General features: G+C 59.9%; 14 protein-coding genes. 9 read left to right on the forward strand and 5 right to left on the reverse strand.

All coding sequences use genetic code 11. The annotated features are described in order from the left end of the window. Positions 1-118: 118 nt before the first annotated feature. Positions 119-622, reverse strand: a complete 504-nt coding sequence (locus ACO54Z_RS03150) for an HdeD family acid-resistance protein (RefSeq protein ID WP_485995712.1) — start codon at positions 620-622, stop codon at positions 119-121. Between the two features lie 97 nt (positions 623-719). Beyond that, entirely contained in the window at positions 720-1,481 is a 762-nt protein-coding gene (fabG, locus tag ACO54Z_RS03155; RefSeq protein WP_485995713.1) for a 3-oxoacyl-ACP reductase FabG, read from the reverse strand. A 104-nt stretch (positions 1,482-1,585) separates the two neighbouring features. Between fabG and ACO54Z_RS03160 the strand changes: the two genes are divergently transcribed. Beyond that, on the forward strand, positions 1,586-3,175 hold the full coding sequence (locus tag ACO54Z_RS03160) for a peptide chain release factor 3 (RefSeq protein ID WP_485995714.1): 1,590 nt from the start codon (positions 1,586-1,588) through the stop codon (positions 3,173-3,175). A 129-nt stretch (positions 3,176-3,304) separates the two neighbouring features. Continuing rightward, positions 3,305-4,537: a peptidase T gene (gene pepT, locus ACO54Z_RS03165; RefSeq protein WP_485995790.1), complete on the forward strand. Its 1,233-nt coding sequence runs from the start codon at positions 3,305-3,307 to the stop codon at positions 4,535-4,537. Positions 4,538-4,717: 180 nt separating this feature from the next. Here pepT and hslU read toward each other — a convergent pair whose 3' ends face one another. Together hslU and hslV are read right to left on the reverse strand one after the other, a co-directional pair. Next, positions 4,718-6,088, reverse strand: coding sequence for an ATP-dependent protease ATPase subunit HslU (hslU, locus tag ACO54Z_RS03170; protein ID WP_485995715.1), 1,371 nt, complete (start codon positions 6,086-6,088; stop codon positions 4,718-4,720). 399 nt (positions 6,089-6,487) lie between these two features. Next, positions 6,488-7,027 (reverse strand): ATP-dependent protease subunit HslV, encoded by a 540-nt coding sequence (gene hslV / locus ACO54Z_RS03175; protein ID WP_006985110.1) that lies wholly within the window; start codon positions 7,025-7,027, stop codon positions 6,488-6,490. On the opposite strand from hslV, the gene ACO54Z_RS03180 reads away from it, so the two are divergent. Both ACO54Z_RS03180 and ACO54Z_RS03185 read left to right on the forward strand, forming a co-directional pair. Beyond that, positions 6,977-8,221 carry a hypothetical protein gene (locus ACO54Z_RS03180; protein ID WP_485995716.1) on the forward strand — a complete coding sequence of 415 codons (1,245 nt, stop codon included), beginning with the start codon at positions 6,977-6,979 and terminating at the stop codon, positions 8,219-8,221. The two genes, hslV and ACO54Z_RS03180, sit on opposite strands and share 51 nt — an antisense overlap. Before the next feature lie 15 nt (positions 8,222-8,236). Then, the gene (locus ACO54Z_RS03185; protein ID WP_485995717.1) at positions 8,237-9,166 is read left to right on the forward strand and encodes a hypothetical protein; all 930 of its coding nucleotides are present in this window, start codon (positions 8,237-8,239) and stop codon (positions 9,164-9,166) included. 145 nt (positions 9,167-9,311) lie between these two features. Here the strand turns inward: ACO54Z_RS03185 and ACO54Z_RS03190 are convergent, their stop codons facing one another. Next, complete coding sequence (locus ACO54Z_RS03190) at positions 9,312-9,959, reverse strand: SanA/YdcF family protein (protein WP_485995718.1); 648 nt, start codon at positions 9,957-9,959, stop codon at positions 9,312-9,314. 146 nt (positions 9,960-10,105) lie between these two features. Between ACO54Z_RS03190 and ACO54Z_RS03195 the strand changes: the two genes are divergently transcribed. The 5 genes from ACO54Z_RS03195 (at position 10,106) to dsbC (ending at position 15,089) form a co-directional block, all read left to right on the forward strand. Then, a complete protein-coding gene (locus tag ACO54Z_RS03195; protein ID WP_485995719.1) occupies positions 10,106-10,594 on the forward strand; it encodes an EamA family transporter in 489 nt (162 codons plus the stop codon). Continuing rightward, entirely contained in the window at positions 10,587-11,324 is a 738-nt protein-coding gene (locus ACO54Z_RS03200; protein ID WP_485995720.1) for a competence/damage-inducible protein A, read from the forward strand. The genes ACO54Z_RS03195 and ACO54Z_RS03200 overlap by 8 nt, the downstream gene beginning before the upstream one ends. Before the next feature lie 98 nt (positions 11,325-11,422). Continuing rightward, complete coding sequence (locus ACO54Z_RS03205; RefSeq protein WP_298081407.1) at positions 11,423-12,085, forward strand: Crp/Fnr family transcriptional regulator; 663 nt, start codon at positions 11,423-11,425, stop codon at positions 12,083-12,085. A 66-nt stretch (positions 12,086-12,151) separates the two neighbouring features. After that, positions 12,152-13,852: a putative transporter gene (locus tag ACO54Z_RS03210; RefSeq protein WP_485995721.1), complete on the forward strand. Its 1,701-nt coding sequence runs from the start codon at positions 12,152-12,154 to the stop codon at positions 13,850-13,852. 544 nt (positions 13,853-14,396) lie between these two features. Then, entirely contained in the window at positions 14,397-15,089 is a 693-nt protein-coding gene (gene dsbC / locus ACO54Z_RS03215) for a bifunctional protein-disulfide isomerase/oxidoreductase DsbC (RefSeq protein ID WP_485995722.1), read from the forward strand. Positions 15,090-15,165 lie beyond the last annotated feature (76 nt).

The following is a 15,165-nucleotide window of genomic DNA, read 5'->3' on the forward strand; positions in this document are numbered from 1 at the left end:
GGATTTGCTACAGGCGGTGGAGCGGGCTTTTATTGAGTATATTATTTAGGGTGGACGGCTATATAGCCAAACAAAAGCCCGCCATATTGGCGGGCTTTTTGCGGGCGTCGTTATGCGCTCAATAGCGACTGCGCGCCATACCGAGGACGATGAGCGATATGCCGTTGGAGAGCAGCTCGATGGCGAGGAACAGGCCGAGGATGACGTTCGCCGATTGCGGGAAATCCGCAAAAATCAGCACGGCGAGGACGAACGAGAGCAGACCGGAAACCAGCAGCGTGCCGCGAAAATAGCCGTAGAGGCGCAGCGCGGCACTGATGCGAAGGATGCCCGCGACCAGCAGCAGGCTGCCGACGGCGGCGGTGAGCGAGACCACGCCCCGCAGCGGGTCAAAGACAAGATGCACGCCAAGCGCCAGCACCAGCAGGCCGAGGAGGAACACGGCGAGATGGAAGCCAAGCGGGTGGTTGGCGGCGATGAGCATCAGTGTGCCGACGGCGATAAAGCTCCAACCGGCGAGTACGGTCGCGGTCAGGCTGGCGGCGAAGGGGTTGGCAAGCGCGAGGATGCCGCCGAGAAGCGACAATCCGCCAGCGAGGTAGCAAAAGGTGGTGTTTTTCATGGTTATCTCCTGTGATTGAAGGGACGGGCATTATGGCACGGTGGGGCAGTGCTCCGCACAGCGAAAAACCCCGCCGCAGCGGGGTTTTTGCCTTCACTTACAGCAGTGCCTCCGCCGATTCCGGCAGGATTTGCCCGCCGTCGATGATAATCGTCTGTCCGGTGATGTAGGCGGCTTCGCGGCTGGCGAGGAAGCAGGCGGCGTAGCCGATGTCTTCCGGCGTGCCGAGGGTGTGCGTCGGGATGGCAGCGCGCATCTGCGCAAGGTACGTCTCGCCTTGTGCTTTCAGCCCTTCGCTCAGCACGTTGCCCGGCATGACGGCGTTGATGGTAATGCCGAAGCGCGCGTATTCCAGCGCCGCCGAGCGCATGAAGCCCAGTTGCCCCGCCTTGCTTGCACCGTAGTGACTCCAGCCGGGGAATCCCGTCACCGGCCCGGTGATGGACGAGGTGATGACGATGCGGCCATAACCGCGCGGGCGCATCGCCTCTGCCGCCGCCTGCACCATGAAAAAGGTGCCTTTGAGGTTGATGCCGTGCGTTTCGTCCCAGTCCGCTTCCGTCATTTCAGCGAGTGTTTTTTGCGGAAAAATGCCGGTGTTGGAGCAGAGGATGTCCAGCGCGCCAAAGCGGGCGACGGCAGCGGCGATGGCAGCGCGGCAACTGTCCTGCGCGCGCACGTCCAGCGGCTGGTAATGCCCGCCCAGTACGGCGGCGGTCGCTTCGCCGTGTTCGCGGTCAATGTCGGCGATGATGACTTCCGCCCCCGCGCGGCGCAGCACGGTGGCGATGCCCTTGCCGATGCCCTTCGCGGCGCCGGTGACGAGCGCGGTTTGACCCTGTAACGAGAAAAGTTCCATGAGCGTTCTCCGGTTGAAAACTGCGGTGAGGATAGCGCAAAAAGCGCCGCCCTGCCCGGCGATTGCGCTACAATCCGCGCCCTTGTTTTCATAGCCAAAATCCCATGAGCGACATCCTTTCCAACGACTACCGCGACCGCCGCACCTTCGCCATCATCTCCCACCCCGACGCGGGCAAGACCACCCTCACCGAAAAACTGCTGCTCTTCGGCGGCGCCATCGCGCTCGCGGGCACCGTCAAAGGGCGCAAGGCGGCGCGCCACGCCACCTCCGACTGGATGAAAATGGAGCAGGAGCGCGGCATCTCCGTCACCAGCTCGGTGATGCAATTTCCGTATCAAGGCCGCGTCATCAACCTGCTCGACACCCCCGGCCACGAAGACTTCTCCGAAGACACCTACCGCACCCTGACCGCGGTGGACTCCGCGCTGATGGTCATCGACTGCGCCAAAGGCGTGGAAGAGCGCACCATCAAGCTGATGGAAGTCTGCCGCCTGCGCGACACGCCGATTTTTACCTTTATCAACAAGCTCGACCGCGAAGGACGCGAGCCGATGAGCCTGCTCGACGAAGTGGAAGACGTGCTGAAAATCCGCTGCGCGCCCGTCACCTGGCCGATCGGCATGGGGCGCACCCTGCGCGGCGTGTACCATCTCCTTGAAGACAAAGTCTATTTCTACGAGCCGGGCAAAGGCGCGCTGGTCAATAACGGCGAAGAAGTGCAGGGGCTTGATAACCCGCGCCTCGACGAATTGCTGCCGGACAGCATCGCCGCCTTCCGTGATGAAATCGAACTGCTGCGCGAAGCGGGCAACTCCTTTGACCACGACGCCTACTTGCGCGGCGAACTGACGCCGGTGTACTTCGGCTCGGCCATCGGCAACTTCGGCGTGCGCGAAATGCTGAACGGCTTTGCCGAGTACGCGCCACCGCCGCGCGCCCGCGCCACCACCGCCCGCGCCGTTACCCCAGAAGAAGGCAAATTCAGCGGCTTCGTCTTCAAAATACAAGCGAACATGGACCCGAAACACCGCGACCGCATCGCCTTCATGCGCATCAACTCCGGCACCTTCACGCCCGGCATGAAACTGCGTCAGGTGCGGCTTTCGCGCGACGTCAAAATCCCGGACGCGCTCACCTTCCTCGCCGCCGAACGCGAACACATCGACACCGCCGTCGCCGGTGACATCATCGGCATCCACAACCACGGCACCATCCGCATCGGCGACACCTTCACCGAAGGCGAAGAGCTGCAATTCACCGGCATCCCCGACTTCGCGCCGGAACTGTTCCGCCGCGTCCGCCTCAAAGACCCGCTGAAAATGAAAGCGCTGCTAAAAGGGCTGGAACAACTCTGCGAAGAAGGGGCGACCCAATTCTTCAAACCGCTGCTTGGCAACGATTTGATACTGGGTGCGGTCGGCGTGCTGCAATTTGACGTGGTGCAGGAGCGATTGAAGACGGAATACAACGTGGAATGCCAGTTTGAAGGGGTGAACGTCGCCACCGCGCGCTGGGTGGAAGCGCCGGACGACAAGGCACTGAAAGCCTTTACCGACAAAAACCAGGCGAACCTCGCCCACGACCACTACGGCCAACTGGTGTACGTCGCCCCCAGCCGCGTCAATTTGCAACTGACGCAGGAGCGCCATCCCGATATCCGCTTCGCCGCGACGCGCGACCATTTGGCGTAATGCCCATCGCGATAGCCGAAAAAAGCCGGAATCCTCCGGCTTTTTTCGCATGGCGCACGCCACCGTCCGCCCGCAGCGCTATCATGACCGCTCCATTCATCTCAAGGAAACACCATGACCCCTGCCGACCTGAAACAGCCCCTGCTCGCGCGCCTGTTGCGCTACGTCCAGGTTCATACCACCTCCGACGCGAAAAGCTCCACCGTCCCCAGCACGCCGCAGCAATGGGATTTGCTCCATCTGCTGCACAGCGAGCTGACGGCGATGGGATTGTCCGACATCACCCTGGACGACAAGGGCTACCTTTTCGCCACCCTGCCCGCCACCACCGACCGCGCCGTGCCGGTGCTGGGACTGCTCGCGCACGTCGATACCGCGCCGGATTTCAGCGGCGAGAACGTCCGCCCGCAAGTCGTCGAACACTACGACGGCGGCGACATCCGGCTTGCAGGCAGCGGCGCGGTGCTGTCGCCGCAGGACTTCCCGCAGCTCGGCGAACTGCGCGGGCACACGCTCGTCACCAGCGACGGCACAACGCTGCTCGGCGCGGACGACAAATCCGGCATCGCCATCATCCTTGCTGCCATCGAATATTTGCAGGCGCACCCGGAAATCGCGCACGGCAAAATCCGCATCGCCTTCACCCCGGACGAAGAAATTGGCCGTGGCCCGAATCACTTTGACGTCGCCGCCTTTGGCGCGGACGTCGCCTACACCATTGACGGCAGCCGCCTCGGCGAATTGCAGTACGAAAACTTCAACGCCGACGAAGCGGTCGTCACCCTCTACGGCCGCAGCGTCCACCCCGGCACGGCGAAAGGGGTGACGGTGAACGGCTGGGCGCGCGCCTGCGAATTCCAAAGCCGCCTGCCCGCGCACCCCGCGCCGGAAACCAGCGGTGGCCGCGAAGGCTTCATCTTCCTGCGCAAAATCGAAGGCTCGCTCGAAGCCTGCCGCCTGCTCTACGCGCTGCGCAGCTTTACCCGCGAAGAGCTCGCCGCCTGGGGCAAAATGCTGACCGACACCATGAGCGCGATGCAGCGCGACTACGGCGCGGACTGCGGCACGGTGGAAATCCACGAGCATTACCGCAATATGCGCGAGAAAGTCGAACCGCACCGCTACCTGATTGAAATTGCGGAAAACGTGATGCGCGCGCAGGGCATCGAGCCGGTGATTGAGCCCATTCGCGGCGGCACCGACGGCGCGCGCCTCTCCTTCATGGGACTGCCGACGCCGAACCTCTTCACCGGCGGCGCCAATTTCCACGGCCCGCTGGAATACATCTCGCTGGACGTGATGGAGCAGGCGGCGAACGTTGTCATCGGCATCGCCGCCGCCTTCGCCGAACGGGAGGGGTGAACGACTATAGCGATACTCGCAAAATGTCGGGCATAAATGCCCGACCTTATGCGGCTCTGCCGATGCAAGTAGGGTGGGGCTTGACCCACTATGATGAAACACCCGGAAGCTAACGGTGGGACAAGCCCCACCCTACAAAAAAAAATCCCGCCAGCACGGCGGGATTTTCTTTGCGCGATCTCACAGCACAAAGCGACTCAGGTCTTCGTTTTGCGACAACTCACCGAGGGCGTTTTCCACATAGGCGGCGTCAATGCGGATGCGGTCGCCGTCCGGGCGGTCGGCGGCGTCGAACGACAGGCTTTCGGTCAGCCGCTCCATCAGCGTGTGCAGGCGGCGCGCGCCGATGTTTTCTGTGGTTTTGTTGACGTGGTAGGCGATTTCCGCGATTTTTTCGATGCCGTCGTCGCTGAATTCGAGGTGCAGCGATTCGGTGGCGAGCAGCGCGGTGTACTGCTTGATCAGGCTGTGGTCCGGCTCGGTGAGGATGCGGCGGAAGTCATCCACGCCGAGTGCGTCCAGTTCGACCCGCACCGGCATCCGCCCTTGCAGCTCAGGGATGAGGTCGGACGGTTTGGCGAGGTGGAAGGCACCAGAGGCGATGAACAAGATATGGTCGGTCTTGATCATGCCGTATTTGGTGGAGACGGTGGAGCCTTCCACCAGCGGCAACAGGTCGCGCTGCACGCCTTCGCGCGAGACGTCCGCGCCGCCGACGTCGCTGCGTTTCGCCACCTTGTCAATTTCGTCGATGAAGACGATGCCGTTCTGTTCGGCATTCGCTATCGCCTGCTGTTTGATGTCCGCTTCGGAGACGAGTTTGTCCGCTTCTTCTTCGGCAAGCTGGACGAGGGCGTCGGCGATTTTGATTTTCTGCTTGCTGGTGCGCTGTTTGCCGAGGTTCTGGAACAGTTCGGAGAGCTGGCTGCTCATGTCCTCCATCCCCGGCGGCGCCATGATTTCCACGTGCGAGGCGGTGGGCATATCGCGCACTTCGATTTCGATGACCTTGTCGTTCAGCTCTTCGCGCAGGATGCGTTCGCGGTAGGTTTTGCGCGCCGGGTTGTCTTCCGGGACGTTGGCGCCGTCGTGCCAACTGCTGGCGCCTTTGGCGGGCGGGACGAGGGCATCGAGTACGCGCTCCAGCGCCGCTTCGCGCGCCTTGGTCTGCACCTGCTTGCGCGCGCGTTCGCGTTCCAGCTTGATGCTGGTTTCGACCAAATCGCGGACGATGCTGTCCACGTCGCGGCCAACGTAGCCGACTTCGGTGAATTTGGTCGCCTCAACCTTGACGAACGGCGCTTCGGCGAGTTTGGCGAGACGGCGCGCGATTTCGGTTTTGCCGACGCCGGTCGGGCCAATCATCAGGATGTTTTTCGGCGTGATTTCGCTGCGCATCGGCTCCGGGATTTGGCGGCGGCGCCAGCGGCTGCGCAGGGCGTTGGCGACGGCGCGCTTCGCCGCTTTCTGGCCGATGATGTGGCGGTCAAGTTCTTCTACGATTTCACGCGGGGTCATGTTGAGGTCGCGGTATTCGGTTTTGTTATCCATGTGGGATTCCTCAAAATTTTTGGTTGGCACCGCGTGCGCTCGTGCGCGCGGTACGGGAGGGTAAATGGCGGTCGTGCATGATTCAGTAATGCAGACGGCTTGGGATGGTCAAACCGATACCGCGCGCCCTCGTGTCACTTGGGGTCATGTTGAGGTCGCGGTATTCGGTTTTGTTATCCATTTTGGGTGTCCTTTTGCGAGGTCGGTGTTAATTTCTCCCTCCCCTGCAGGGCGAAGCCCGCAGCGGGGGAGGGCCGGGGTGGGGGTAGCAATAGGGTTCGCAAATGTGAATTTTCTGTTGTTCACGTTTGCTCTCCTCTCCCCAACCCTTTCTTGCTTCGCAAGCAATGCTTGTCGCTGCGCGAGTTGTTCCAGTCCCACAGTGAGAGGGAGCAGCATTTAGCCCTTCAATTCGTCGGTAATGATGTTGTGGTTGGTATAGACGCAGATGTCGCTGGCGATTTCCAGGCTCTTGCGGGCGATGGTGAGCGCGTCCATCTCGGTGTTGTGATACAGCGCGCGCGCGGCGGACAGCGCAAACATCCCGCCGGAGCCAATGGCGGCGATGCTGTCTTCCGGCTCGACCACGTCGCCGTTGCCGGAAAGAATCAGCGTGCTGGTTTCATCGGCGACAATCAGCATCGCCTCCAGCCGCCGCAGCATCCGGTCGGTGCGCCAGTCTTTGGCGAGTTCGACCGCCGCGCGCAGCAGTTGCCCGTCCTGCTCCTCCAGCTTGCCCTCGAAGCGCTCAAAGAGTGTAAAGGCGTCCGCCGTGCCCCCGGCGAAGCCGGCGAGGATGCGGTTCTTGTACAGGCGGCGAATTTTGCGGGCGTTGCCCTTCATGATGGTATTGCCGAGCGAGACCTGGCCGTCGCCGGCGATGGCAACGTGCCGCCCACGGCGCACGGAAAGGATGGTAGTGGAGTGTGCGTCAAACATGATGGTTCCTGTAGGGTGAAGATGTTTGACGAATTGGGGGCGCGGCGGGGGGATTCAAGGGCGACGCGGCGCATTGCCGCGCTTCGCGCCCGCGCCTATACTCGCAGGCACACCGTAGCGGCATCTCAATCCTTGTGCCGCTCAAGACAAAACAGCAAAACCGTAGCGCTGAAAAAGATGAAAAATCTCACACACACCATACTGCTTGCCTTGCTCGCCCTTGCTGCCAACAGCCATGCGCAAGAATCCCTCTACCCGCGCATCACATACCAAACCCACCGCGCAGCCACCGCACCGCCGCCCAGCACCATCGCGCAAACTGGTGAATTACACGTCCAGACACCGCGCTATACATTCCATTTTGATGACGCTTCAGAACTTGCCCAGGAATTTGCGGAACAGGCAGAACGGAAAAACCTGGAACGCGCCAAAGAATACATCGAAAAAATACAGTGGAATACCTACAACCGACTTTATGACGAAAGTGCCAATGAAATGGGCGACGAAAGCGACATAGACGTCGAAAAAGAATCCTCGCCTGCGCAGCGTGTCGCCGAACATCTGCTTCGTGATAGCCGCTGGCAGGGATTATTCCTGCAACCTGTAGCGCAAATACAATGGCATCGCGCCAATAAAAATTGGCCTGTCCCTTACCATCATCTAAAAACATATGTCTGGCTTTGGCGCCACCTGGATATTCATTTCATCGAAGGCAAAAGCCGCCTGATTGGATTTCCCAAATTCAAAAAACGTCCGCTGACGCAAGCGGGCAAAAAATTTCCCGCTATCGGTGGCGATGCGGGCAAAGGCAACTTTAGCGCATGGACAAAAAACAAAGAAGACATCAAAAGCGCCAGCTTCACCATATTTTATGCCTGCCGTAGCCATAAAGAATGCGAAACCATACTGCGCCGCCAATTCAAAAAAGAGGTTGTCATCACACCCATCACTGGCTATTGCGACGAAGGCGCAGACTTTCCGTATCCTGCTTTGCTCCGTTATTATCGCCTTGCTCTTGGCAGACATTATTTATTCCTGAAACTCTATGCCGAGCTGGATGGCAGTCAGGGAATGGGCGAATGGGGTTATACCGAACTGGAGTTTTATCCCAAACTGGACAGCCGGAATCTCGATAATATAAAAAAAGAATGCCCGCTGTTGCCGCTAATCAAAAAATATCCGCACGTCCACTAAACACCCAAAATCACCATGCACAAAATCCTGTATATTACCGCCTTGCTCGCCCTTGCCATTCATGCTGCGGCATACCCTGTAAAATTCTCTTTCCCGCAGGATGCCGGTGAAGACCAAACATCCAGGCTGGGGCGTATCCATTTTTTTCATTCTGACCCGGAGCAGGAAAAAAGAGACAAGGAATACCAGGCAAAACTGGAACGCGCCGAAGACTTTATCCGCAAAGTAGAGTTTGATACCTTTGAGCGGCTGCGCATTGCGGGCGCGGATGAAATCGGTGACGAAAGCGATATTGACGTCGAAAAAGAATCCTCGTCCATGCAGCGCGTCGCCGAATGGATGGCAAAGCGTAGCCACTGGCATGATTTGGCGGATATAAAAGGCATTGTCTGGGAAATAGACAATAAACCGGTAGCGCATAAAGCGCGCAAGAAATTGCGCAAAGCGTTTGACCATACGAACGAATTTGACGGGCGCAGCCGTCTGGTTGGCTTTCCCAAATATAAGCGGCGGCTTACCGTGCAGCTCGGTTATCCAACCCCTTCCATCGGTGGCGATACCGGGAATGCCTGGATAAAGGCATTCGCGGATAATCATCAACGGATTGCCCGGATATGGTTTGAAAGCTTTCATCATTGCGAAACCCTGGCGCTGTGCGAGAAATATCTGCGCCGCCAGTTCAAGGCATCCACCATTATGGAACCCATCACCGAACCCTGCCCCAAAGATGAACCCGACATGATTGTGAGCCGCTATTATCAGCTGGACATTCAGGGAAAACCGCTATTCCTGTCGCTTTATGCCAATGAATCCCCGCAAGGCTCATTCAAAGCCCCGGATGGAATCACCGTCATCACGCTATACACAGACTATCCCGCAGATAGCATTGGCGACAGTCAATGTGCCCTGCTTCCCGCCGCCAAATCCTGGCAAAAACGGCATTAAACTTGTTTATCAAAACTGGAATTACTCATGCTCGTTTTAATTAAACGGGCGGTTACGGCTTTGCCTAACCGCCCCTACGCGCTGTGGTAATTACGCGCGTATAAAAACCGCCCCGAAGGGCGGTTTTTTTTCATTAGCACGCGCCTCAATCTTCTGGCGGAAACGGAATTGGCTCGCCGTAATGGCGCGCTTCTTTGCCGGAAACCACGTCCCACACCGCGCGCATTCGTGCGCCGATTTCGCGTACCTGCGTTTTCAGGCGATAGCGCAACTGCATCGGGTCGGCGGCGTTGAGCGCAATCACCGCCTGGCCGTGGTGGCGGGCGAGGAATACCGCGCGCGCGTTGTGAAAGGGCTGGCTGACGATGATGTAGTCGCGGTTGCCAAAGACGCGGTCGGCGCGCAAGACGCTGTCGAGCGTGCGCAGTCCGGCGTAATCGGGCTGGATGCGCGCGGCGGGAATGCCGGCGGCGATGAGGTCGGCGCGCATCTGCGCCGGTTCGTTATAGGAAAGGCTGCGGTTGTCGCCGCTGACGATGAAGTATTGCGCCTTGCCGCTGCGGTAGAGCGCCGCCGCCGCGTCAATGCGGGCGCGGTAATAGAGATTGACGCGGCCATCGGTGGTGTATTTCGCCGTGCCGAGTACCAGCGCCAGCGGTCGCGCCGGGATTTCTGCCACGCTGTCATAGAGATAGCTGCGGCTGCTCCAGGAAATCCAGGCATAGCATCCCGCCGGCACCGCGAGCGCCAGCGCCAGCAACAACAATCCCCAGTAAATCAATCGACGTAACACAGGCTCCTCCAAACAAGCGCTCATGTTAGCGCGAAACCGCCGCAAAGTCCGCCATGATGCGGTTTCCGCCCGCCTCAGGACGTCCGCGTTGCTAAGGTAGGCCGCCCGTCATGCCGTTTGGCGCTATCATGCGCGCAGATTTTTTTATGAAGGAGAGCGTTATGTCCTGGCTGTTTTTTGCTTTGTTATCAGCGGTGTTCGCCGCGCTGACCGCCATTTTTGCCAAAATCGGGCTGGAGGGGCTGGACAGCGATTTTGCGACGTTTATCCGCACGGTGTTCATCGTCGGCATTGTCGCGCTGTGGGTCAGTTTTCTCGGCAAGTGGCAGTCGCCCGCCACTGTCGGCGGCAAGCAGTGGCTGTTTCTCGCGCTGTCGGCGACGGCGACAGGGTTGTCGTGGCTCTTTTATTTCAAGGCGTTGCAACTGGGGCAGGCGGCGCACGTCGCCCCGGTGGACAAGCTGTCGGTGGTGTTCGTCGCCTTTTTCGCCGTTGCTTTCCTCGGTGAGCGGCTGAGCGCGCGCGAGTGGTTTGGCATCGCGCTGATCGTCTGCGGGGTGGTGTGTCTGACGCTGAAGCCGTCTGCACCCGCGCCCGTGTCTTCTTTGGTTCAGGTGGAGCAGGGTCATGAGTAAGTGTTTGCAATTATTGGTGATTGGCAACGAGATTTTGAGCGGGCGGCGGCAGGACGTGCATTTTGCCAACACGCGGGCGGCGTGCGAGGCGCGCGGGCTGCGTCTTGCCGCAGCGCATTTTTTGGGCGATGACGCGGCGGCGCTGGTCGCCCATTACCGCCGCGCGCTGGAAGCGGGCGAGGTGGTCTTGAGTTTTGGCGGCATCGGCGCGACGCCGGATGACCGCACGCGGCAGGCGGTCGCCGAGGCCTGCGGCGTGCCGCTCGAATTTCACCCGGAGGGCGAGGCGCTGCTGCTCGCCAAATATGGCGCGGCGGATTTCACCCCGGCGCGGCGCGAGCTGATTCATTTTCCGCAGGGCGCCAGCCTGATTCCCAATCCGGTCAATGGCATTCCGGGCTTCTCGCTGCGCGGCATTCACTGCGTGCCGGGCTTTCCGCAGATGGCGCAGCCGATGATGGACTGGGTGCTGGATACGTTTTACCGCGCCGATGGCCGCGCGCGGCACTATGCGGCACTGGATGTGTTCGCGCCGGAAAGCCAGCTGGCGCCGGTGATGAGTGCGCTGGAAGCGCGTTTCCCGCAGGTGGCGGTGTCCAGCCTGCCGAAGCTGCATTTTGAAAGCGAGCTGGGTTTTGACGGCGAACCGGCGGCGGTGGAATCCGCGCTTGCCGCCGCGCGGGAGTTGCTGGATGCGGCACAGCTCAAGTGGCAGGCGCATTCTGCATGATGACGGCAGGCGGGTGACGGGGCAGGCGGCATTCAGAAGTCTTGCAGTCCGCTTTACGTCTATAATGGCTTGACATTTCCCCGCCAGCAGGTGCCGCCATGACTGATGTCTTTGAAAAACATTACCTTCTTTCCCCGCTGTCGCCGGAAGACCGCCAGCGTCTGACCCGGCACCAGCACCGTCGCCGTTATTCGGCAGGTAGCATGATTTTCTCCAAAAATCAGAAGACTACCGATTTTTTCCTCGTCCTTTCCGGCACGGTGCGCCTTTATTTTTCCGCGCCGGATGGCAAGGAGAAGACGATCAAGCTGTTCAGCCGTGGCCAGAGTTTTGGCGAAGCGCTGATGTTCATGCGTCATGACACCTACCCCGCCAACGCCATCGCCACCGAAGACACCGAGCTGCTGGTCATCAATAACCGCGAGTTCCGCGAGATTCTTTTGAAAAACGCGGAGCTGTGTCTCGCCATCATGGGCGCGTTGTCGGAATATGTGCAGATTTTGAGTACGCAAATCGAGATGCTGAGCGTGTTCGATGCGCGCACCCGCCTTTTGCATTATCTGCGCGACCATATGCAGGGCGAGCGCAAGAACGGCGCGCTGTATCCGCTCGACATCAACAAGAAAGACCTCGCCGAATACCTCGCCATCCGCGCGGAGACGCTGTCGCGCCTGCTCAAGCAACTGGAGCAGGAAGCAGTGCTGACTTGGGATCAGCGCGGGGTGACGGTGCATGACTGGGCGAAGCTGAAGGACGCCTGATTTCGCCGCGACTGTCCCCGTTCGCGATAAAATACCGTTTTTTAATATCGCCCGCGAGGACTGTCCATGCACTGGCTCACCCAGCTATTCACCCAACACGAGAGCGTCGCTTACACCGCCGTCATCTACGCCCTCACCATCTTCAGCGGCGCCGCACTTGGCCGCCTGCGCATTTTCGGCATCACCTTCGGCGTGACGCTGGTGCTGTTCACCGGCATCATCCTCTCCTACCTCGGCTTTACCATCAATGAACATATCGCCCATTTCGTCAAAGAGTTTGGGCTGATTCTCTTCGTTTACACCATCGGTTTGCAGGTCGGCCCCGGCTTCTTCGCCTCGTTCCATCGCGAAGGGCTGAAGCTGAACGCGCTGATGCTCGTCGTGGTGCTGTTTGACGTGCTGATTGTCCTCGCCTTTTACCAGATGGGCAGCGGCGACCTGCCCATCCTCGTCGGCATCATGCAGGGCGCAGTTACCAACACCCCCGGCCTCGGCGCGGCGCAGCAGACGCTGACCAACCTCGTCGGTGACGGCAGCCAAGCGATGCAAATGGCCGCTGGTTACGCCGCAGCCTATCCGGGCGGGGTGATGGGGCTGATTGCCGCCATCTTCCTCGTCAAATACGGCTTCCGCATCAACGTACAGGCCGAAAAACGCCTGACCCTGCGCCGCCTGCGCGCGGGAACCGCCTCCGTCACCCGCATCGCGCTGCAAGTCGAAAACCCGATGCTGGCGGGCAAAACCGTCGCCGCCGTGCGGCAGATCCTGCCGACCAGCTTCGCCGTCTCGCGCCTCGCCCGCAATGGCGAAATCACCCTCGCCGACGACAGCAAACACATCCAGCAGGGCGACATCCTCCTCGTCATCGCCCGCGACGACGAAACCGACCGGCTGATGACCCTCATCGGCGGTCAGGTCAGCACCAGCATCTTCAGCGAAAACCCGCGCACCACCTCGCCCGCCTACATCAACTCGATGCGGGTGAACGTCACCCAAAGCGGCGTTTGCAACAAAAAACTCTCCAGCCTCAACATCCACGAACGCTACGGCGTGAACATCAGCCGCGTCCGCCGCGCCGGGATTGAATTTGTCCCCGACCGCAACACCCGCCTGCAATTCGGCGACTCCATCACCCTCATCGGCGACGACAGCCACCTCCGCCACGCCGTCAGCGCCTTCGGCAACTCCAAGCGCGACCTGCAAATCCCGCACATTGCCGAACTCTTCCTCGGCATCACCCTCGGCATCGTCTTGGGCGCCATCCCCATCCCGATTCCCGGCGTGCCGGTGCCGGTCAAACTGGGGCTTGCCGGAGGGCCGCTGATTGTCGCCATTCTGATTAGCCGCTACGGCGGACGCTTCTCCGTCACCCACTACGTCTCGCAAAGCGCCAACCTGATGGTGCGCGAACTCGGCCTCGCGCTTTTCCTCGCCAGCGTCGGCTTAAGCGTTGGCCCGGCCTTCTTCGCCGCGCTCAAAGATGGCGACGGCCTCTACTGGATGGTGCTCGGCATCGCCATCACCACCGTGCCGCTCGTCGTCACCGCCATCACCGCCCGCCTCTGGGGCAAACTGACCTTCCCGGAAATCTGCGGCCTGCTCACCGGCTCGCACACCGGCGCGCCGGTACTGCCGTTTGCGACAGAAATCTCCCAATCCGACCAGACCGCGCTCAAATACGCCGCCGTCTATCCGCTTACCACCTTCATGCGCATCATGGTCGGTCAGGTGCTGATCGTGTTGTTTTACCACGCGCCGGTCGGCTGATACTGCTCCACTTAGAACCTGTTTAAAATCCCCCTCCCCTGCAGGGCGAAGCCCGCAGCGGGGGAGGGTCGGGGAGAGGGTGGAGGGATGTTGTTCATGAATCGAAATTCCGGTTTTTTCAATCGTTTGCTGCCCTCATCCCGGCCCTCTCTCGCTGCGCGAGCTGTTCCAGTCCCACAGGGAGAGGGGCATATTGGCTGTTTTCCCGGTTTTCAGTTTCCTACACAAGCACACGGAAAAATGCAGTTCTCCAAGATTTTAAACAGGCTCTTATACATACACGATCCCCGCTACCCTGTATGTATAGCCATCCACCGAAAGCCTCATACTGTGTTGCACCGCTTCGCCGTACAACCGCGTACTGTCTTCGCCTTGCCTGAAACTTTCGGTGGATGGCTATAAACCGGAAATAAAATATCGCCCTTCGGGGCGGTATCTGCGCTATCTATACGGGTAAATTGAGCCGCCGCCACACAAAAACGCAACGCGCGCGCAAGAAACGATGCGCTATAATCCGCGCCCTTTCCCCACAACAGAGAAAAATATGAAAAAAACCATAGCCCTGACCCTGCTAGCCCTGGCTGCCAGCGCGCACGCCGATGACGCCATCATCAGCAAAAAACTGCACGACTTCGGCCTGAAAAGCGTGGAAATCGGCGACAGCCCCATCCCCGGAATGCGCAGCGTCATCACCGAACAGGGCATTTTCTATGCCACCGAAGACGGCAAATACTACCTGCAAGGCGACCTGGTCGAACTGGGCGACAAGGGGCCGGTTGACCTCAGCAACCGCCCGCTTTTGCCCAAACTGGAAGCGCTGAAAGACGAGATGATCCTCTTCCCGGCGAAAAACGAAAAATACGCCATCACCGTTTTCTTCGACACCTCCTGCCACTACTGCCAACTGCTGCACAAGGACATCGGTGCGCTGAACGAGCGCGGCATCACCGTGCGCTACCTCGCCTTCCCGCGCAGCGGCGTCGGCAGCAAAATCGCACGGCAGATGGAAACCGTCTTTTCCGCCAAAGAAAACCGCGCGCAACTGCTCGCCGACCTCGAAAACGGCAAGGACATTGTCGAAACCCGCGCCGACAAGGTGAAAAAGCACTACCAGCTCGGCCACCAGTTTGGCGTGCAGGGTACCCCCGCCATCATTACCCCGAAAGGCACGCTTATTCCCGGCTATTACAAGCCGGACGATTTGCTGAAAATGTTGCAAAACGAGGCATCGTCCTGAAACCTGCCCAAAACAGGCGCCCGCAAGGGCGCTTTTTCGTTGTTGCGCGGTACCCGGCGACGCCTTGCACGGGCGG

The sequence above is a fragment of the Cardiobacterium sp. genome (assembly GCF_057314735.1).

Excerpts from the sequence above, each read along its gene's own strand:
- ACO54Z_RS03150 (WP_485995712.1), bottom strand. The coding sequence starts at position 622 with ATGAAAAACACCACCTTTTGCTACCTCGCTGGCGGATTGTCGCTTCTC.
- fabG (WP_485995713.1), bottom strand. The coding sequence starts at position 1,481 with ATGGAACTTTTCTCGTTACAGGGTCAAACCGCGCTCGTCACCGGCGCC.
- ACO54Z_RS03160 (WP_485995714.1), top strand. The coding sequence starts at position 1,586 with ATGAGCGACATCCTTTCCAACGACTACCGCGACCGCCGCACCTTCGCC.
- hslU (WP_485995715.1), bottom strand. The coding sequence starts at position 6,088 with ATGGATAACAAAACCGAATACCGCGACCTCAACATGACCCCGCGTGAA.
- hslV (WP_006985110.1), bottom strand. The coding sequence starts at position 7,027 with ATGTTTGACGCACACTCCACTACCATCCTTTCCGTGCGCCGTGGGCGG.
- ACO54Z_RS03185 (WP_485995717.1), top strand. The coding sequence starts at position 8,237 with ATGCACAAAATCCTGTATATTACCGCCTTGCTCGCCCTTGCCATTCAT.
- ACO54Z_RS03195 (WP_485995719.1), top strand. The coding sequence starts at position 10,106 with ATGAAGGAGAGCGTTATGTCCTGGCTGTTTTTTGCTTTGTTATCAGCG.
- ACO54Z_RS03200 (WP_485995720.1), top strand. The coding sequence starts at position 10,587 with ATGAGTAAGTGTTTGCAATTATTGGTGATTGGCAACGAGATTTTGAGC.
- ACO54Z_RS03205 (WP_298081407.1), top strand. The coding sequence starts at position 11,423 with ATGACTGATGTCTTTGAAAAACATTACCTTCTTTCCCCGCTGTCGCCG.
- ACO54Z_RS03210 (WP_485995721.1), top strand. The coding sequence starts at position 12,152 with ATGCACTGGCTCACCCAGCTATTCACCCAACACGAGAGCGTCGCTTAC.
- dsbC (WP_485995722.1), top strand. The coding sequence starts at position 14,397 with ATGAAAAAAACCATAGCCCTGACCCTGCTAGCCCTGGCTGCCAGCGCG.